This window comes from Hymenobacter actinosclerus, assembly GCF_900111515.1.
Lineage (GTDB): Bacteria > Bacteroidota > Bacteroidia > Cytophagales > Hymenobacteraceae > Hymenobacter > Hymenobacter actinosclerus.
The window spans coordinates 91,350-110,553 of record NZ_FOHS01000003.1; the positions used below are offsets into that span (position 1 = coordinate 91,350).

The 19,204-nt window shown below is 64.5% G+C and carries 16 protein-coding genes; 11 read left to right on the forward strand and 5 right to left on the reverse strand.

Translation table 11 applies throughout. The features are described from left to right. Positions 1 to 154 precede the first annotated feature (154 nt). A complete protein-coding gene (gene ggt, locus BMY67_RS11985) occupies positions 155 to 1,888 on the forward strand; it encodes a gamma-glutamyltransferase (RefSeq protein WP_092771875.1) in 1,734 nt (577 codons plus the stop codon). Positions 1,889 to 2,009: 121 nt separating this feature from the next. On the opposite strand, the gene BMY67_RS11990 is transcribed toward ggt, so the two are convergent. Together BMY67_RS11990 and BMY67_RS11995 are read right to left on the reverse strand one after the other, a co-directional pair. Next, positions 2,010 to 2,351, reverse strand: coding sequence for a hypothetical protein (locus tag BMY67_RS11990; protein ID WP_092771877.1), 342 nt, complete (start codon positions 2,349 to 2,351; stop codon positions 2,010 to 2,012). 266 nt (positions 2,352 to 2,617) lie between these two features. Continuing rightward, complete coding sequence (locus BMY67_RS11995; protein WP_092771879.1) at positions 2,618 to 2,968, reverse strand: hypothetical protein; 351 nt, start codon at positions 2,966 to 2,968, stop codon at positions 2,618 to 2,620. 269 nt (positions 2,969 to 3,237) lie between these two features. Between BMY67_RS11995 and BMY67_RS12000 the strand changes: the two genes are divergently transcribed. From BMY67_RS12000 to BMY67_RS12015, 4 genes are all read left to right on the forward strand, one after another. Then, on the forward strand, positions 3,238 to 4,383 hold the full coding sequence (locus BMY67_RS12000; protein WP_177189803.1) for an acyltransferase family protein: 1,146 nt from the start codon (positions 3,238 to 3,240) through the stop codon (positions 4,381 to 4,383). A gap of 71 nt (positions 4,384 to 4,454) precedes the next feature. Next, positions 4,455 to 5,876 (forward strand): alpha-amylase family glycosyl hydrolase, encoded by a 1,422-nt coding sequence (locus BMY67_RS12005; RefSeq protein ID WP_092772881.1) that lies wholly within the window; start codon positions 4,455 to 4,457, stop codon positions 5,874 to 5,876. A gap of 145 nt (positions 5,877 to 6,021) precedes the next feature. After that, on the forward strand, positions 6,022 to 7,380 hold the full coding sequence (locus BMY67_RS12010) for an alpha-amylase family glycosyl hydrolase (RefSeq protein WP_092771883.1): 1,359 nt from the start codon (positions 6,022 to 6,024) through the stop codon (positions 7,378 to 7,380). Positions 7,381 to 7,514: 134 nt separating this feature from the next. After that, positions 7,515 to 8,468, forward strand: a complete 954-nt coding sequence (locus tag BMY67_RS12015) for an aldo/keto reductase (protein WP_092771885.1) — start codon at positions 7,515 to 7,517, stop codon at positions 8,466 to 8,468. Between the two features lie 25 nt (positions 8,469 to 8,493). Here BMY67_RS12015 and BMY67_RS12020 read toward each other — a convergent pair whose 3' ends face one another. After that, on the reverse strand, positions 8,494 to 9,036 hold the full coding sequence (locus BMY67_RS12020; RefSeq protein ID WP_092772883.1) for an SgcJ/EcaC family oxidoreductase: 543 nt from the start codon (positions 9,034 to 9,036) through the stop codon (positions 8,494 to 8,496). A 99-nt stretch (positions 9,037 to 9,135) separates the two neighbouring features. Then, positions 9,136 to 9,990: a helix-turn-helix domain-containing protein gene (locus tag BMY67_RS12025; protein ID WP_092771887.1), complete on the reverse strand. Its 855-nt coding sequence runs from the start codon at positions 9,988 to 9,990 to the stop codon at positions 9,136 to 9,138. Between the two features lie 113 nt (positions 9,991 to 10,103). On the opposite strand from BMY67_RS12025, the gene BMY67_RS12030 reads away from it, so the two are divergent. The 6 genes from BMY67_RS12030 to BMY67_RS12055 all read left to right on the forward strand — a co-directional run bounded on the left by BMY67_RS12030 (position 10,104) and on the right by BMY67_RS12055 (position 18,415). Next, positions 10,104 to 10,814, forward strand: a complete 711-nt coding sequence (locus tag BMY67_RS12030; protein WP_092771890.1) for a DUF421 domain-containing protein — start codon at positions 10,104 to 10,106, stop codon at positions 10,812 to 10,814. A gap of 115 nt (positions 10,815 to 10,929) precedes the next feature. After that, positions 10,930 to 12,843 carry a phosphoglycerate dehydrogenase gene (serA, locus tag BMY67_RS12035; protein WP_092771892.1) on the forward strand — a complete coding sequence of 638 codons (1,914 nt, stop codon included), beginning with the start codon at positions 10,930 to 10,932 and terminating at the stop codon, positions 12,841 to 12,843. Between the two features lie 45 nt (positions 12,844 to 12,888). Beyond that, on the forward strand, positions 12,889 to 14,391 hold the full coding sequence (locus tag BMY67_RS12040) for a hypothetical protein (RefSeq protein ID WP_092771894.1): 1,503 nt from the start codon (positions 12,889 to 12,891) through the stop codon (positions 14,389 to 14,391). A 216-nt stretch (positions 14,392 to 14,607) separates the two neighbouring features. Beyond that, a complete protein-coding gene (locus BMY67_RS12045) occupies positions 14,608 to 15,732 on the forward strand; it encodes a TlpA disulfide reductase family protein (protein ID WP_092771896.1) in 1,125 nt (374 codons plus the stop codon). 56 nt (positions 15,733 to 15,788) lie between these two features. Next, entirely contained in the window at positions 15,789 to 16,916 is a 1,128-nt protein-coding gene (locus BMY67_RS12050; protein WP_092771898.1) for a TlpA disulfide reductase family protein, read from the forward strand. A gap of 86 nt (positions 16,917 to 17,002) precedes the next feature. Then, on the forward strand, positions 17,003 to 18,415 hold the full coding sequence (locus tag BMY67_RS12055; RefSeq protein ID WP_092771900.1) for an AhpC/TSA family protein: 1,413 nt from the start codon (positions 17,003 to 17,005) through the stop codon (positions 18,413 to 18,415). A gap of 17 nt (positions 18,416 to 18,432) precedes the next feature. On the opposite strand, the gene BMY67_RS12060 is transcribed toward BMY67_RS12055, so the two are convergent. Beyond that, positions 18,433 to 19,131 carry a hypothetical protein gene (locus tag BMY67_RS12060; protein WP_177189804.1) on the reverse strand — a complete coding sequence of 233 codons (699 nt, stop codon included), beginning with the start codon at positions 19,129 to 19,131 and terminating at the stop codon, positions 18,433 to 18,435. Positions 19,132 to 19,204: the final 73 nt, after the last annotated feature.

Here is a 19,204-nt window from a genome sequence, read left to right on the forward strand (position 1 = left end):
GCCGCCACTTATCCCCCAGCCACCGCAACACCACCTGGTGCGCCGCCGGCAATGCCGCGCATTGGCGCTGGAATAGTGCCTCCGTAGTACCCGGCCGGCTTATTTGCGGTGCTGAATGACGTTCTTACGGCTGAAATCGATTTATCTTCCCTCCATGAAGCACCTCTCCCACTACCTGCTGCTGGCGGCCGGGCTGGCGGCCTGCACCACGGCCCCGCCTGCTGCCGCTCCACCCACCGGCGCGGCCATGCTGGCCACGCCGGTGCCGGCCGCCACGCCCGTTGTTACGCGTAAGGCCATGGTGGTTTCGGCCCACCCCGAAGCCACCCGTATTGGGGTGGAGGTGCTGCAGCGCGGCGGCAACGCCTACGACGCGGCCGTGGCCGTGCAGTTTGCGCTGGCCGTGGCCCTGCCGGTGGCTGGCAACATCGGGGGCGGCGGCTTCGCGCTTTACCGCGGCGCCGACGGCCAGGAGGGCGCCCTCGATTTCCGCGAAACGGCTCCCGCCGCCGCCACCCGCGACATGTACCTCGATGCGGCCGGCAACGTGGTGCCTAACCTGAGCACCCGCGGCCACCGCGCGGCGGGCGTACCCGGCACCGTGGCCGGTATGTGGGCGCTGCACCGCAAGCTGGGCAAGCTGCCCTGGCGCGACGTGGTGGAGCCAGCCGTGCAGCTGGCCGCCCAGGGCCTGACGCTGACGGCCAGGGAAGCCGCCGGCCTCAACGGCCAGCAAAAAGATTTCGCGCAGTTCAACCCCGGCAGCGCCTACCTGAAAAACACCCCCTGGCAGGCCGGCGAAACTATCCGCTACCCCGAGCTGGCCCGCACGCTGGGCCGCATCCGCGACCAGGGCGCGGCCGGATTCTACGCGGGCGAAACCGCCGATTTGCTGGTGGCCGAAATGCGGCGCGGCGGCGGCCTCATCACCAAAACCGACCTGGCCGCCTACCAGCCCAAATGGCGCACGCCGTTGCGGGGCCGCTACCGGGGCTACGAGGTGCTCACGTTTCCGCCGCCCAGCTCGGGCGGGGTGGCGCTGCTGCAAATGCTGCAGATGCTGGAGCCCTATAACCTGGCCGCCGCCGGCTGGCACGCGCCCCAGGCCGTGCACTGGCTGACCGAGGCCCAGCGCCGGGTGTACGCCGACCGCGCCACCTACCTCGGCGACCCCGATTTCGGCCGCGTGCCGGTAACCCAGCTGCTCGATACGGCCTATAACCGCCGCCGCATGGCCACGCTGCAGCCGCGCCGGGCCACGCCCAGCGCCCAGGTAGCAGCCGGTGCGGGTTTGCCGGGCTACGAGTCGGACCAGACCACGCACTACAACATTGTGGATGCCCAGGGCAATGCCGTGAGCTGCACCACCACGCTCAACGGCGCCTACGGCAGCAAAGTGGTAGTGGCCGGGGCGGGCTTTCTGCTGAATAACGAGATGGACGATTTCAGCAGCAAGGCCGGCACGCCCAACCTCTACGGGCTGGTGGGCGGCGCGGCCAACGCCATTGCGCCCGGCAAGCGCATGCTCTCCTCCATGACGCCGGCCATCCTCACCAAAAACAGCAAGCTGGCCCTGGTGATTGGTACGCCCGGCGGCAGCACCATCATCACCAGCGTGCTGCAGGGCATTATCAATGTGGTTGATTACAGCCAGAATGCCCAACAGGCCGTGGCCGCCCCGCGCCTGCACCACCAGTGGCTGCCCGACCAGCTCGATGTGGAAGCCGGCGCCCTGCTGCCCGCCACCCAGGACACGCTCCGGGCCCGCGGCTACCAGCTCAACGCCCGCAGCCCCTGGGGCCGCATGGAAATCATCCGGGTGCTGCCCGACGGCCGCCTCGAAGGCGGCGCCGACCCCCGCGGCGACGACAATGCAGCGGGGTATTAGAGGGGAAATAGTAAGATAGTGAAATGGTGAGTTGATGTTTAAATGGTCCTGATGGCGCCACTTGCGCAGGTAGGGCCATTCGAACATCAACTCACCATTTCACTATCTCACTATTTCACCTCTAGCCCTGCAGCGACTTGGCGGCCTGGCTGAGGGTCTGGCCCAGCTCCTGGAGCTTGGCTTTCGCGTCGTCGGTGGCGGTGGCGGCGGCTTTGGTGGTGTGCTCGCCCAGTGTGCTCAGCGACTGGCCGATTTTAGCGCCGTCGCCGCTGCTGATGGCGGTTTTCAGGTTTTTCAGCTCGTCGGCAATGGCGCTGAGGCCCGCGTTGTTGGCCCCGTTGAGGGTGGAAATCCAGCCGTCGAGGTTGCCGGCGGCGGCAGGTGCGGCGGCGCTGAGGCCTCCTTTGAGCGCCTGCAGGGTAGCGTCGAGTTGGGCGGTTGGTTTGATGGCGGACGAATCCATAGTTACCGGGGGTTTGTGGTGGAAAGAAATGACTGCTATCTTTACCAAACCGCCGGCTGAAAGTTGATTGTCAACAGGTTAAACTTTCGGCGGCAAAACATATTGCGGCTTCGCCGGTAGCTCCGCCCACGAAGGCAGGCGACCCGCCAGGGGCCTCAGCACAACGGCCGGAGCCACCCCGCTAGGGGCCGCGCCGGCCGTAATCTTACACAATTAAAAAAAGCCCGAATAATGCACGGCGCCGGTTTTGAGCGCCAGTGGCCGGGCTACGACATTTTGAGGTTGCCCGAAGCCGTTACCAGCGTCTGGCCCAGGTGACGGAGCTGGTCGCCGGTACCGTCGGTGAAGCTGTGCATGTTGTGGGCGATGCGCGAGGTTTCTTCGCCCAGCAGCTGCAGGCTGGCGGCAATGGCGGGCCGGTCGTGGCGCTCAACGCAGGCGCGCAGGTTGCGCAATTCGTTCTGCAGCCCGGTCAGGGCCGAGCCACCCAGGCCGTCGAGGGCGTCAATCCAGCCATCGATGAAGCCCAGGCCGGCTTCTACGGGGTGCTCACTGGGTCGGTCGAAGGTGTCGTAAATGCCCCGGACGGTCTGGTCGATGCGGTCGGCGTGGTTCATAAGACGAAGGGTTTAAGGAAAACTGGTTGCGTAACGTGTACGCCGGCCGGCCGGCGGGTGTTGCCAACCGCTGGTTTCGCGGTGCGAAACCGAGCCCGCTGCAGATGCCCCAACGATTTGAATGGGCGCTGCTGTAATGGCGGGAGCCAGGACACTTTGGCGACGCTACATAAAAGTCAACGCGCCGGCATGCACCAATGCCCGGCGTGGCAGTAGCTTTATACCCGGCCTATTGCATTAACACCTCGTTGCCCGCTTCTTTTCTGTGTATGCCTGTTTCCGATAGGTTGCCTGCCGCTTCCACGCTCATTGCTGCTCCGGCGTCATCGGCCTACCTGCCTGTCCTCACTGGGATCCGGGTGGTGGCGGCCTATCTGGTGTATCTGCACCACTTTAATCCCTTTCAGGAAGGGCCCGGGCTTCAGGGGATTCCGGAGAGGGTGGTGCGCGAATTTCACGTGGGCGTACCGGTTTTCTTCGTACTCAGCGGGTTTCTCATCGCCCTGCGCTACGCGGGCACCGAGCAGATGACGGCGCAATGGTGGGGACGCTACCTGCGCAACCGGGTGGCCCGCATCTACCCCATGTATTTTCTGCTGACGGCCCTGGCTTTTGCAGGCATCTGGTACAACACCCGGGAGTTTTCGCCGACCCTATGGCTGCTGAACGTTACATTTCTGCGCAGCTTTTTCGAGGAGCACGTGTACTCGGGCGTGGCCCAGGGCTGGACCCTAACGGTAGAAGAATGCTTTTACCTGAGCGCCCCGCTCATCTTTCTGCTCGTCAGGTGGCGGCCGCGGCTGCTGTGGCTGCTGCCGCCCCTGCTGCTGGGCGCAGGGGCGCTGCTGGTGCTGGGGCTGGGGCCGCTGTTGTGGCACGGGCTGTTTGGCAACCTGCGCTTCATGCTCCTGTTCACTTTCTTTGGCCGGGCCACTGAGTTTTTCGTCGGGATTCAGCTGGCCCGCTGGTTTCGGCAGGGCCGGCTGCAGGCCAAAGCAGGCTGCTACCGCACCGTAGCCGGACTGCTGGCTATGGGATTCATTGTGCTGTTGCTGATGGTAGTTCGCGGTCCGTATACATTCGGGCAGGAGCATCCGGTGGGCATCGTTCTGAATAACGTGGTACTCCCCCTGGGCATTGCCCTCTGGTTTGCGGGGCTGCTCACCGAAGACACGCTTATGCGCCGGGTCCTCAGCACCCCGCTGGCGCAGGTGCTGGGGCGCAGCTCCTACGTGTTTTACCTGATTCATATGGGCGTGATGCACAGCCTTGTTACGCGGCTTATTACCACCCAGCCGCTGCTGGTTTTTCTGCTGCTGAACGTGGTGGCGGTCGGGCTGCATTACCTGCTGGAGGAGCCGCTCAATGGCTGGCTTCGGAAGGCCCGGCTCCCGCGGTGGCGGGCCGCCGCGTAGCCGCCACCGGGGCGCACCGCCAAAACTGCGTATGTTGGGCCATGCCTTTTCTGCCCCGCCTGCCTTTTCTGATGCTCCTGCTTGCCGCGGCCCTGCTGCCGGCCGCCTGCCAGACCAACTCCGTCGATACGCCGGCCGCCGACTGTGCGCCGCCGCCGGCCCCGTTTGCGGTGCGCCACCCGGCCTGGGCTGCCAACGCCAGCATCTACGAAGTCAATATCCGCCAGTACACGCCCGAGGGCACGTTTCGGGCCTTTGAGGCCCACCTGCCCCGCCTCGACAGCATGGGCGTGGGCATTCTGTGGCTGATGCCCGTTCAGCCCATCGGCCAGGAAAAGCGCAAGGGCACCCTGGGCAGTTACTACTCGGTGCGCGACTACCGGGCCGTAAACCCCGAAATGGGCACGCTGGAAGATTTGCGCCACCTCGTGGCCGCCGCCCACCAGCGCGGCATGCACGTTATTCTCGACTGGGTGGCCAACCATACCAGCTGGGACAGCAACCTGGCCCGCCAGCATCCCGACTGGTTCACGCGCGACTCGCTGGGCCGCTTCCAGCCCCCGGTGGCCGACTGGCAGGACGTCATCGACCTGGATTACAGCCAGCCCGCGCTGCGCCGCTACATGACCGCAAGCATGGCCTACTGGGTGCGGGCGGCCGATGTGGACGGGTTCCGCTGCGACGTGGCCGGGCTGGTGCCCACCGATTTCTGGAACGACACCCGCGCCGCCCTCGACAGCCTGAAGCCCGTGTTTATGCTGGCCGAATGGGACGAGCTGCACGCGCCGCCCTTCCTCAAACCCGGCCAATTCGACCCCAACACCCACCTGCTCGAAAAGGCCTTCGACGCCACCTACGCCCTGCGCCTGCGCTATCTGCTCGACAGCATTGGCCAGGGCCAGCAGCCCACCCGCGCCATCGATGCCTACCTGGCGGCCGAGCGGGCCCGGTACCCGGCCGGCGTGTACCTGATGAACTTTACGAGCAGCCACGACCTCAACAGCTGGAGCGGCACCGAGTACGAGCGGCTGGGGGCCAACGCCCTGCCCCAGGCCGTGCTGGCGGCCCTGCTGCCGGGCATCCCGATGGTGTACTCGGGCCAGGAGGCGGCCCTGAAAAAGCGGCTCAGCTTCTTCGAGAAGGACCCGATTGCGTGGAATGGCTACCCGCTGCAGGAGTTCTACACCACGCTGCTGCAGCTCAAGAAGCGCAACGCGGCCCTGGCCAACGGCGACGCCTGCGCCGAGTTTGCCGCCCTGCCCGCCAGCAGCAGTCCGGCAGTGTACTGCTTTGTGCGGCGCCGCCAGCAGCAGGCGGTGCTCACGGCCGTCAACTTCAGCCGGCAGCCCCGCGAGCTGACCCTGCACGACCTCGGGCCGGGCACCTACCGCGACATTTTCAGCGGGCAGATACAGCGGCTGGGCTCGGGCTCGAAGGTGGTGCTGCCGGCCCACGGCTACCGCGTGTACGAGCGGGTGCCCGGCCCCAATTAACCCAACGGGCAGGGCGCCGGAAAACCAATCAGACCGCTTAATACGTAGCCTATTCGCTATATAGACTTGCGTATTTTCAGGCGCCCGCCGGGCCATTGTGGCACGGACTTCGTGGCAGCCGCCGCTGATTCCCCTTGCCTGCCCTATGCCCAATCTTACCCCGCCCACCCACCCCGACGCCCAGCTTTTCCGGGTCCAGCATCCCGAGTGGGCTGCTTCGGCCACTATCTACGAAGTCAATATCCGCCAGTACACGCCCGAGGGTACGTTTCGGGCCTTTATGACGCACCTGCCCCGGCTGGCCGAAATGGGTATCAGCATCATCTGGCTGATGCCCATTCATCCGATTGGCGAGCAGCACCGCAAGGGCACGCTGGGCAGCCAGTACGCCGTGTGCGACTACCTGGGCGTAAACCCCGAGTTCGGCACGCTGGCCGATTTGCGGGCCCTGGTGGCCGAAGCCCACCGCCTGGGCCTGCGCGTGCTGCTCGATTGGGTGGCCAACCACACCAGCTGGGACAACCCTCTGGTGCACCAACACCCCCACTGGTACCAGCACGACGCCCAGGGCCGGCTGGTGCCGCCCGTGGCCGACTGGCACGACGTAGTGGCCCTCGACTACGGCCAGCCCGAGCTGCGCCGCTACATGATTGACGCCCTGTGCTACTGGGTGCGCGAAGTCGGCATCGACGGTTACCGCTGCGACGTGGCCGCGCTGGTGCCCACCGATTTCTGGGACGAGGCCCGGCCCGCCCTGGAGGCCCTCAAGCCCGTATTCATGCTGGCCGAGTGGGATGAGCTGTACCCTTCGGGCGGGCTGAGCTGGGAGGAATTCAACCCCGATACCCACCTGCTGGAGCGCGCCTTCGACATGACGTTTGGCCTGCGCCTGCACTACCTGCTCGACAGCATCGCGGCGGGTCGGGCCGAGTTGGCGGCCATCGACGAGTACCGCGCGGCCGTCCGGGCCAAGTACCCGCCGCGGGTATACCTGATGAATTTCACCAGCAACCACGACGTGAACAGCTGGGACGGCACCGAGTACGAGCGGCTGGGTCCGCTGGCGCTACCTTTCGCCGTGCTCACGGTGCTGCTGCCGGGTATGCCGCTGGTGTACTCGGGCCAGGAAGCCGCCCTAAGCAAGCGGCTGGCCTTTTTTGATAGGGACCCGATAGCCTGGCAGGATTTCCCCCTCCAGGACTTCTACACCCGCCTGCTCCAGCTCAAGCGCCGCCACCCGGCCCTGCTAAACGGCGACCCGGCCAGCCACTTCGGGCGCCTGCCCGGCGCGGCCAGCCTCTACGGCTTCATCCGCGAAAAGCAGGGCGCGGCCGTGCTCTGCGTTATCAATGCCAGTCCCGAGCCCGTTGTACTGCCGTTGCCCGAAACGGCTGCCGGCACCTGGCGTGACGTATTCAGCGAGGAGCAGCTCATGTTCCGGGCCGGCGATGAGTTGCTGGTGCCCGGCCATGGCTGGCGGGTGCTGGAGCGGGTAGTGGGATAAGACGGTGCCCTATCATGGCACGCTGTAGAGATGCATCTTTGCGCCAGGTCGTTGAACGGACCCGCCCGGTAGGCAACGTCAGCAACGACCGGACGCAAAGATGCGTCTCTACCTCCTTTACTCAACCCAACTATATGCAACAACGCGAACTGGGCCGCTCGGGTCTGCGCACCGCCCCCCTCGTGCTGGGCGGCAACGTATTCGGCTGGACCGCCGACGAAGCCACTTCCTTCCGGGTGCTCGACGCCTTTGTGGCCGGCGGCGGCAATGCCATCGACACGGCCAACGTGTACTCGACCTGGGGCGAGGGCCACCAGGGCGGCGAATCGGAAACGGTGCTGGGCAAGTGGCTACAGCGCCGCGGCCGCCGCGACGACGTGCTCATCTTCTCGAAGGTAGGCATGAAGATGGGCGACGGCCGCCAGGGCCTCGGCCGCGACTACATCCGCACGGCCGTCGAGGAGTCGCTCCAGCGCCTGAAAACCGATTACATCGACTTGTACCAGTCGCACCAGGACGATGAGGAGCGCACCGTAACCGAGCCGCTGGAAGCCTATGCCGAGCTCATAAAGGAGGGCAAGGTGCGCGCCATCGGGGCCAGCAACTTCGGGGCCGGGCGGCTGCGGGCGGCCTTGCGGGCCAGCGAAACCCAGGGCCTGCCGCGCTACGAAACCTTCCAGCCCGAGTACAACCTCTACCGCCGCGAAGGCCTGGAGCACGAGCTGCTGCCGCTCTGCCAGGAGTACGGCCTGGGCATCATCCCCTACTTCGGGCTGGCCTCGGGCTTCCTCACGGGCAAGTACCGCTCGGAGAAAGACCTGGCTAAGAGCATTCGTGGCAGCAGCATTGGCCCCAAATACCTCAACGAGCGGGGCCTGCAAATTCTGGCCGCGCTGGATGCCGTGGTGGCCCGCCACGCCGGCACTTCGCCCGCCCAGGTGGCCCTGGCCTGGATTATGGCCCGCCCCGGCCTCACCGCTCCCATTGCCTCGGCTACCAGTGTGGCCCAAGTAGAGGAGTTGCTGAAAGCCATGCAGCTGGAACTGACCGAAGCCGACATGCACCAGCTCAACGACGCCAGCGCGTAGCAACCGGCCTGGCGGCCCCGGCGGTTTATTTGCCGGGCGGGCGGGCATTGGGGTTGTTGGCGGCGGCCCGGGCATCAACCACGGTGTTATGGCCCGCCGTCAGCAGCCAGCGCCCGGCCTGCTTTACCAGCACCAGCGTGAGCAGGTCGTCGTTGTCGCCCTGCTTGTTGTGGCCGTGGTCGATGCCATCGGGTGGGTAGAACGCGCCTACGTGGGTGCGCAGGTTCACTAAGGCCACATCGGGCGTAACCGCCCGGATGGTCAGCTCGCCGGGGGTAAAGGTGTCGGGTTTGAACATGGCGTCGAAAATCTGCTGGTGGGCCGCCTGCACCGCCGGGCGGCCCCGCCACCACATGCCCACAATGTTCACCCAGCTCACATCGGGCGTGGTGTAGGCCGCCATATCCGCGAAGGCATGGTTGCGGAAGTTGGTCAGCAGTTGCTCAACACTGGCGCGGATAGCCTTGTCGTCGGCCGCCGAAAAAGCGGCCGGGCCGGCCGCTTGCTGCGCCCGGATGGTCGTTGTGGTGCTCAGGCTCAGGAGCAGGATGCAAAGCAGGGTTTTCATGGGAATGGGGTTGCGTGGAAACTGCCCCAAACGTACGCCCCCGCCGGGGTCGGCCGGAAGTAAAAATCCGACATTCTGCCCCGGGGTCGGCCTCCGGTTTCAGGCCCGACCTGGCTCCGGGAAACCGGCTACCGTGCGGGTATGGGCCGCTTCGGCGGCCAGCAGCCGGGGCGGCGTTACATGGGCAAACTCCTGGAAGTCGCGCACCAGATGGCGGTAGTCGTAGTAGCCGCACTGCACGGCCACGGCCAGCCAGTCGAGGTCGGGCCGGCGCTCCTTGAGCCGGAAGGCCCGGTCGAAGCGCACGATGCGGCCATAGAGCTTGGGCGACAGTCCCATTCGCTCCCGGAAGTTGCGCTCCAGCTGCCGCGGGCTCAGGCAGGCATCGTGGGCCAGCTGGTCGATGCTGTAGCCGGGGCCGGCGCTCAGCAGGCCGGGCAGCACGGCATCGAGGGGCCGGACCGGGCGGCGCACCTGCCGGGCCCGCCGGAGCAGATAGGTTTCCACCACGGCCCGCATGGCGGCGTAGTCGGGGGCGGGCAGGTGCGCCAGCCCGGCCAGCTGCTCGCTCAGCTCCTCCACGGCGGGGCCCAGCAACAGGCGGCTGTCGAGCGAAAAATCGAACAGCTCCTGCACCGGGGCATCGAGCAGCCGATGCAGCCCACCGGGCCAGAACGCCACGCAGAACACCAGGTGATCGGGCGGAAAATGCAGGTCGACCCGCGACACCTGGGGACCCACAATAATGCTGGCCGGCGACTCCAACCGGCGCTGCTGGCCGTAATGAAACGTGTGCAGTACGCCGCGCGGGTAGAAATACAGGCACTGCTGGGGCGCCGGGGGCATGGGTTTAATAGCCTGCTCGGCCGGGCAGTCGTAGCGGATATGCGCCAGCATATAGTGCTGCACGAACGGCCGCAGGGCCTCGGTGGGCGGGTAGAAGCAGGGCTGCATACGGGAGGTGCCCGGCGAACAGGACTGGCAGCAGGCGAACCGGAACGAAGGGTAATTTCCACTATTTAAGCGACAATCCGCTACTTTTCGGCCGTCTCTCCCGCCTGTTTCTTATGAACCCACCCCCCGTAATTCCCTTCGACTGGCACCGGATATTGTGGGCCGACGATACCACGTGGCCATTTCTGCTGGAAATAGCGGCCCGCTGCGGCGTGATGTACCTGCTGATTCTGGGGGCGCTGCGGGTGATGGGGCGGCGCGGGGTGCGGCAGCTGTCGATTTTCGAGCTGAGCATCATCCTGGGCCTGGGCTCGGCCGCCGGCGACGCCATGCTCTACGACGATACACCCCTGCTGCCCACACTGGTCGTGTTCGGGATGGTGACGGGCCTGTACGTGCTGTTCAACCGCCTCACCGAGCACTTTCCCCGCTTTTCCGACTGGCTGGAGGGCCAGCCGGTGCTGCTGCTAGAGGAAGGCGTCATCTATCAGCCGGGCTTCAGTTCTCAGAATATCACCCTGAAAGAGCTGTTCGGCGAGCTGCGCCAGCAGCAGGTGGAGCACCTGGGCCAGGTGCGCCGGGCCTACATCGAGTCCGATGGCGAAACCAGCATTTACTTTTTTACCGACGACGACGTGCGGCCCGGCCTGCCCATCTGGCCCGAGCGGCTGCGCGAGGCCCGGCCCACCGCCACCCAGGCCGGCCCCCACGCCTGCGCCAGCTGCGGCCACGTGCGCGAGCTGGCCCAGGCTGCCGCCGCCCGCTGCCCCGCCTGCCAGAACGACACGTGGCTGCCCGTCAGCACGGCCCGCCGGGTGGGCTGATTTGTTAGCTGTTAGCTTCTGCGTACCTCAGCGGGAAATTTGCCTGGCGTCATCCGGACAACCGGAAGGCCCCCTTAGCCCCGTTGCCCCACCGTGCCCTACCTTGCGGCCCGATATGCCCGACCAACTACCCGACTCCGCCGCGCCCCTGCCCTACCTCATCATCGACTTCGACAGCACCTTTACGCAAGTGGAAGGGCTGGACGAGCTGGCCGATATTGCCCTCGAAAACAGCCCGGAGCGCGAAAAAATCGTGGGCCAGATTCGGGCCCTGACCGACCGGGGCATGAGCGGGGAGCTGGGCTTTGCCGAGTCGTTGAAACAGCGGCTGGCGCTGCTGCCGGCCCGGCGCGCGCATATCGGGCGGCTGGTGGAGCGGCTGCGGGGCAAGGTGTCGGAGAGCATCCGGCGCAACCGGGGCTTTTTTGAGCAGTTTCCGGGCCGGGTGTACATCGTGAGCAGCGGCTTCCGCGAGTTTATTGAGCCGGTGGTGGGCGAGTTCGGCATCGGCCCCGAGTTCGTGCTGGCCAACACCTTTACATTTGCCGATGATGGCCGCATTACCGGCTTCGATGCCGACAACGTGCTGAGCCGCGACGGGGGCAAGATTGAGCAGCTGCGCCGCCTGCACCTAAGCGGCCCGGTGTACGTGCTCGGCGACGGCTACACCGACTACCAGATGCGTGAGGCCGGCCTGGCCGACCGCTTCTACGCCTTCACCGAAAACGTGGCCCGCCCCGCCGTGGTGGCCCAGGCCGATAAAGTGCTGCCTTCGTTTGACGAGTTTCTCTACCAGAACAAGCTACCCATGAGTTTGAGCTACCCCAAAAACCGCATCAAAGTGCTGCTGCTCGAAAACCCCGACCCGCGCGCCGCCGAGCTATTCAAGCAGGAAGGCTACCAGGTGGAGCTGGTGCCCGGCGGGCTGGACGAGGACGAGCTGGTAGAACGGATTGAGGGCGTGAGTATCCTGGGCATCCGCAGCAAAACCCAGGTAACGGGCCGGGTGCTCGAAGCCGCCAACCGCCTCATCGCCATCGGCGCGTTCTGCATCGGCACCAACCAGATAGCCCTGACCGAGTGTCTGCAAAAGGGCGTGGCCGTGTTCAACGCGCCCTTCAGCAACACCCGCTCGGTGGTGGAGCTGGCCCTGGGCGAAATCCTGCTGCTGGCCCGCCGGGTGCCCGAGAAAAACGCCCAGATGCACGCCGGGCGGTGGGACAAGTCGGCGGGCGGGGCGTTTGAGGTGCGGGGCAAGAAGCTGGGCATCGTGGGCTACGGTAACATCGGCTCGCAGCTGTCGGTGGTGGCCGAGGCCATCGGGATGCAGGTGCTCTACTACGATATTGCCGAGAAGCTCCAGCTGGGCAACGCCACCCGCTGCCGCACCCTGGCCGAGTTGCTAGCCCAGGCCGACATCGTGACGCTGCACGTCGACGGCCGCCCCGAAAACACCAACCTGTTCGGAGCCGAGGAATTCGCCCGCATGAAGCCGGGGGCCCTGTTTCTCAACAACGCCCGCGGCCCCGTGGTAAACGTGCCCGCTTTGGCCGCCGCCCTGCGCGCGGGCCAGCTGGGCGGGGCCGCCGTCGATGTGTTTCCCTACGAGCCCAAAACCAACGACGAGCCGTTTGAGAGCGAGCTGCGGGGCCTGCCCAACGTGCTGCTTACGCCCCACATCGGGGGCTCCACGGCCGAGGCCCAGCGCAACATCGGCGAATTCGTGCCCGAGCGGCTGATGCAGTACATCAACACCGGCAACACCCAGCAGAGCGTCAACTTCCCCAACATTCAGCTGCCCGAGCAGGCCGCCCACCGGCTCATGCACATCCACCACAACGTGCCCGGCGTGCTGGCCCAAATCAACCAGGTGCTGGCGGCGCATTCGGTCAACATCCTGGGCCAGTACCTGAAAACCAACGAGCACATCGGCTACGTGATTACCGACGTGGATAAGCAGTACGAGCCCGCCCTCATTCAGGAGCTGCGCGAGGTGGAGCACACCATTAAGTTTCGGGTGTTGTATTAAGAACCGACCCGGAATACTGTTTTCCTGCTCGAACTGCTACCTGCCATGCAACAACTGCCCACGCCAGCCGGCCAGCCGGCGCTTCAGCCCCTGTTGAACCGGCTGGACTGGTACTGGATGGCGGGCGTGGCGGCGCTTTATCTGGTGTACCTGCCGTTTTCGGGCTACACCCAACAGTACTTCGACGCCCAGAACTATTGGGAGCTGCCCGCGCGCTTCATCACGCCGGAGCGCAACTTTTCGCTGCTGCACTACAGCTCCCTCACGCGTGGCTACGCCTGGCCACTGGTATTGGCGCCGTGGCGGGCAGCCTGGAAGCTGCTGGGCGGCAACCCCATGCTCTATATTCAGGTGCTGGGCAGCCTGGTGGCTGCACTCTGCTACGGCTGGCTGGGGCCGCGGTGCTGGCAACTGCTGCGGGGCAACCTGCAGCCGCCTGGCCCGGTGGCACGGCTGGCTTTCGTGCTCACGGGCTTCGCCTTCTGGCGCGACTATTTCAACTTCGCCCTCACCGATTTCCCGGCCCTGGTGCTGCTGCTAAGCGCCCTGATGCTGGTGGCACGCGGGCTGCGGCCGGGCCCGGCGCCCACCTGGCCGGCCCTGCGGTGGTGGCTGCTGGCCGGCAGCCTGCTGGGCCTGGCGTGTAATTTTCGGGGTATCTATACTCTTAGCATCTATCCGGTGCTGCTGGCGGCGGCCTGGCCGACCCTGCCGGGCGCGGTGGGGCTACGGGGCGCCGGCGGACGGGTAGCCGCGCTGCTGCTGGGCGGGGTGCTGGTGCTGGCCCCCCAGTACCTGATAAGCCAACGGCACGGCCCCCCGGGCAGCTCCTGGCACCTGAGCGGGGTACTCAATCAGGACGAATTAGTGAAACGTCATTTGGGCCAGGGTATCCAGCACTTCCGCTACGAAGCCAACATCGGCACCGACTACCCCGAGGCGCGCGTCTGGCTGGTCGACCCCGTTGGGCGGGCACTGGCGCAACGGCATACCATTTCACCGGCTGGTATTACCCCGGCGGCGTACCTGGGGCTGGCTTTGCGCTATCCGCTGGAATTTGGCTCGCTGCTTACCCAGCGCCTGTTCAGCGGCCTTGACTTGCAGCAGCCCGGCCCTTATTACCGGCAGCTGTACACGGCCACCTGGCCGCTGGCGGCCGCCAACTACACGCTGCTCGGCTTAGGCCTGCTGGTGCTGGGCCGGCTGGTGTGGCGGGCCCGCCACCTGCCGCTGCGGCGGGCGCTACTGGCGGTTGCGCTACTGCTGCCGGCCTTGGGGGCGCTGCCCGTGGCGCTGGAGAGCCGCTTTTTGCTCCCGCTGCATGTGGGGCTGTGCATGGCGGCCACGCTGGGCTTTCCGGCGGCCTGGCAGCCGGCCCGGCTGGGGCGCACCCTGCGCCCGCTGCAGGGTGCCTTACTGCTGGGACTGTACGCAAGCTGGCTGGCTTTAAACTTCACCTTTTCGTCTTACACGCACATTCATCTGCAGTACGGCGGGCGCCTGTTAAGTGACTCGGAGCCGGTACTCTTGGATTCTTCGCAGCCATAATAGCCTGCTTCTCTACAGTGCCTCCCGCACTGCGGCTGGCAGGCATGTAAGTGTAGCGTGCAGAGTACCGGGGGGCACTACGCAGCTGTTTTGGAAGAAGAGGCCATCAGCCGGCCCGGGCGGGCGGGCAAGCAGCCAACGCAGGCACGGTCGGAAAAGGAAAATTCTGCTAACCTTGTGCACACTTTCTCCTTTCTACTCAGTACTTTCCGCCTTATGAAGAAGACCTTACTCGGCCTGCTGCTGGCCGCCCCGCTGCTGGCCCAGGCCCAGGCCCCCGCCCCGTTCACCATCAAAGGCCAACTCGGCAAACTACCCGCCAAGACCAAGGTATTCCTGCGCAACGAGAAGGGCATTATCGACTCGGCAGAAGTGAAAAACGGCGCGTTCGTGCTCAAGGGCACCGTGGCCGAGCCTACCCAGGTCCGGCTGATGCTGCTCAACAATGGCAACCGCTACCGCCTGCGCACGGGCCAGGCCGACCACACAATTTTCTACCTCGAAAAAGGCGCTATCAGCCTCGTGAGTCCCGATTCGCTGGGCCACGCCGCCATCACGGGCACGCCGCTGAATGCCGATTTTCAACAGCTACAGGCACTGCTCAAGCCCGGTCAGGACCAACTCAACGCTCTGTACGCCACTTACCGGGCCATGCCCAAGGAGCAGCGCACGCCCGAGTTCCAAGCGAAAAGCGATGCGCAGGAAGAGGCGCTCGATCAAATCATCAACCAGCAGTACGCGGCCTTTGTCCGCACCCATCCTGGTTCGGCGGTGAGCCTCGATGCCGTGAGGGACATGGGTGGGCCCGTGCCCAACTACGCCGAAGTGGCCCCGCTATTCGCCTTGCTGACGCCTGCCGTGCAAAGCAGCCCCTCCGGCCAGCGCTACGCCGCCGAGCTGGCCATCCTCAAAACCGTGTCGGTGGGGGCCGTGGCGCCCGACTTCACGCTGCCCACGCCCGAGGGCAAGGCCGTGGCCCTGAGCAGCCTGCGCGGCCAGTTTGTGCTCGTGGATTTCTGGGCCAACTGGTGCGGCCCCTGCCGCCAGGAAAACCCCAATGTGGTAAAGGCCTACAACGCCTTCAAGAGCCGCAACTTCACGGTGCTGGGCGTGTCGCTCGATGAGGCCAAGGACCGCGAAAAGTGGCTCAAAGCTATTGCCACCGACCAGCTGCCCTGGACCCAGGTGTCGGGGCTGGATGGCTGGAAGGGCGAGGCGGCCACCCGCTACCACATCCAGGCCATCCCCCAGAACTTCCTCATCGACCCCAGCGGCAAAATAGTGGCCGTAAACCTGCGCGGCACGGCCCTGCAAACCACCCTGGCCCAGCTGCTGAAGTAGCCAGGCATCGGTCCCGGCTGCTGCTGCTGCATATCCGCCACTTTCCATATCTATCTATGAAAAACTATCTGCTGGGAATGCTGCTGTTGCTGCCCGGGCTGGCCAAGGCGCAGGCGCCCGTGCCGTTCACTGTTAAAGGAACCATCGGTAAGTTGAATGCGCCGGCTAAAGTCTACCTGCTGCATGGGTCGGAACTGCTGGACTCCACCACGCTAAAAAACGGCGCCTTCGAGTTCAAGGGCACCACCGACCGACCCAAAACAGTAGATATTGTTGTGCAGCGCAACGGCCGGTTGCGCGATGTATACTCCATGTCGGCTAATCGCACCCAGATTTTTCTGGAGCCCGGCCCGGTGGTACTCACTACGCCCGATTCGCTGCCGAATGCCCGGCTTAAAGGCACCCAGCTCACCACCGATTACAACCGCCTGATAGCCTCTCAGCAGCCTATCTCCGACAAAATAGCTGCGGCCGGTACTGAATGGCAGAAGTCGACGCCACAGGAACAGGAGACCCCAGAATTCAAGAAGCGGATGCAGGCGGCGTTTGATGCTGTTGGCAAAGACTACCAGCGGAGCTACGCGGCGTTCATAAAAGCCAACCCGACCTCCTGGGTAAGTCTGGATGCCATGCAGAGCGCCGCGGGTATGGTGCCGCAGTATGCGGAGTTGGCCCCGCTTTACCAGGCCTTGTCGCCCACCCTGCAGAACAGTGCCGAGGGGCAACGTTACAGCCAGATGCTGACAGCACTCAAAGCCGTGGCCATCGGGGCTCCCGCTCCCGATTTTTCCCTGCCTACGCCCACGGGCAAATTGGTTTCTCTGGCCGACTACCGTGGCAAGTATGTACTTATCGACTTCTGGGCCAGCTGGTGCAAACCCTGCCGCCAGGAACACCCCAACATCACGAAAGCCTACAACGAATATCGGAGTCGAAATTTTGACGTGCTGGGTATATCGCTCGATATTGAAAAGAGCCGCGACAAATGGTTGAAGGCCATTGCCGACGACCAGTTACCCTGGACCCAGGTAGTAGAGCCGCACCTACTCGAAGGAGACGTTGCCCGGCGCTACAATGTGAAGGCCATCCCTCAGAACTTCCTGATAGACCCAACTGGCAAAATAGTGGCCGTGAACCTAAAAGGTGACGAGTTGCAAACCACGCTGGCCCAGTTGCTCAAGTAGTAGGGGCTTGGTTTATATGCCTCTCTCCCGAAGTGCATTGTGCGGGACGGATATTGAACTTCACCTCACCCTACCTTTTAACTACTATGACCAAATATCTGCTTGGATTGTTGCTGCTTGCTCCCGGGCTGGCCTGGGCCCAGGAGCCCGTACCATTTACTATCAAAGGCACTATCGGGAAGCTCAACGCGCCAGCCCGAATCTATCTGTTGCAGGGCGGCAGGTTCAGCAATTCCGCAGCCCTGACTAATGGCACATTCGAGCTAAAAGGCACGATGGATGCCCCTAATGGCGGGATGCTGGTACTGGCGCGTAATGGTAATCTGAACGACGCCCTCCGAAAAGTTGAACGGCTTGGATTGTTTGTAGAACCGGGGCCTGTTATCATCACCAGTGCCGACTCGCTGCAGAACGCCCGCGTTACGGGCAACTCCTTGAGTACTGAGCTTACTAGCATGTGGGGCGCTATAAAGCCGTTTGATGAGCAACTCAATAGCCTATATGCCCAACAGGAAGCAGCCGGCCAATCAGCAACGGCAACAGAACTTACCCGACGCCTAAAGGCCCAGGAAGCAGTCCTCAACCAGCAGCGCAGCCAGCAGCTTGCCGCGTATATCAGGGCACACCCTGATTCTTACCTCAGTCTGCACCTACTTATCCGAGTGATGAATAATGGGGAAACTCCGCGCTACACGGAGGCCGCCCCGCTTTACAACGCGCTTTCGCCGAGAGTACGCAATAGTGCAGGGGGCTACAAATACGGCGAGCTGCTGCAGGTTATCAAAACGGCTTCGGGCACTGCCACCACGCCCGATAGCCAGCAAGTAGCCGCGGCCGTGGAGGAGTACCAAGGGCAACAGAGCCGGATGACAACCGGCCAAGTTGATGAAAGCCTGAAAACCGACATGAGGACGCATCCCGACTCGTACACGCGGCTCTCGGCTATGCAACAGTACTACGGCCCCGCCCCCGACTATACGGAAGTGATGCCGCTGTTCAACGCCTTGTCGGCGGATGTGCGCAACAGTGCCGCGGGCCAGAAATACCGCGCTTTGCTGGAATCCCGCCGGGCGGTTACCATTGGCGCGTTGGCTCCCGCTTTCACCCAGCCGACACCCGAGGGCAAGCCGGTTTCACTGGCCGATTACCGCGGCAAGTATGTACTGGTCGATTTCTGGGCCAGCTGGTGCGGGCCCTGCCGGGGGCAGAACCCGTATTTATTGAAGGCATACGCGGCCTATAAGAACCGGAACTTTTCTATTCTGAGCATTTCTGTTGACACCGAAAAAACGCGCGCTCAGTGGCTAAAGGCTATTAAAGACGACCAGTTGCCCTGGACGCAGGTATGGGAGCCGGGCGCTTTTAAAAGTGAGCTTGCCAAGCATTACTTAGTCGAATCTATTCCCCAGAACTTCCTCATCGACCCCAGCGGCAAAATCGTGGCCGTAAACCTGAAGAACGAAGCTTTGGCAGCCACCCTGGCTCAGCTGCTGAAGTAGCTCGGGGGCGCGTCACTTCAGCCGCCTTCGGCCTGGCCAAGGTTGCCGGTATAGTGCTCGAAGCGCACCCGGCCGAAGTCGCGCACGGTTTCGACGTGGGTTTTTACCTTTTCCGGGTCGGCGGCATGGAAACTGTCGCCGCCGGCCCGGTGCAGGTACCAGTGCCGGTCGGCGGGGTCGTACCGGAAGGTGACGATGTGCGTCCAGCGCCAGCCCGAACCGCCGTAGTGCTCGACGGAGAAGTAGCCGTTTTTAATGACCAGCTGCTGAAACGGGTCGCCCATCATGCCGCCGCAGTTGCCGCACATAACGGCCTCATCGTTGCGGGCCGCCAGGCGGTAGCCTCCGCCGGGCTGCCCGGTCAGCACCAGCAGGGGTCGGCGGGCCTCGCTTTGTGGGCGCAGGCTGTCGGGCTGCAGCGTGTCGAGGGCCACGAGCCGGTCGGGGTAGGCGTCGCGGTTCAGGTCGCCGCTTAGCGTGGCCAGCACCTGGTAGCCGGCCGGCACAAACCGCCGCACGGCCGCCAGCGAATCGGCCGCGGCTGGCGCTGCTGCCGGCTTATCGGCGGTCGGGGCGGCAAGAACAGCGGCAGCAGCAGTAGTATCGGCCGCAACGGGAGTTTCCACGATTCCGGCAGCCGGCGTAGCAGGGCCCGATTGGCAGCCGGCTGAAATCAGCATACCGCCGGCCAGCAGGCAAATCAAGGGGTGTTGCATTGGAGTAAAATGGTGGGGTTGGCAGCATACTACTGTGCCGTTGTATGGCGGAAGCACTTGCCCGCCTGCCGGT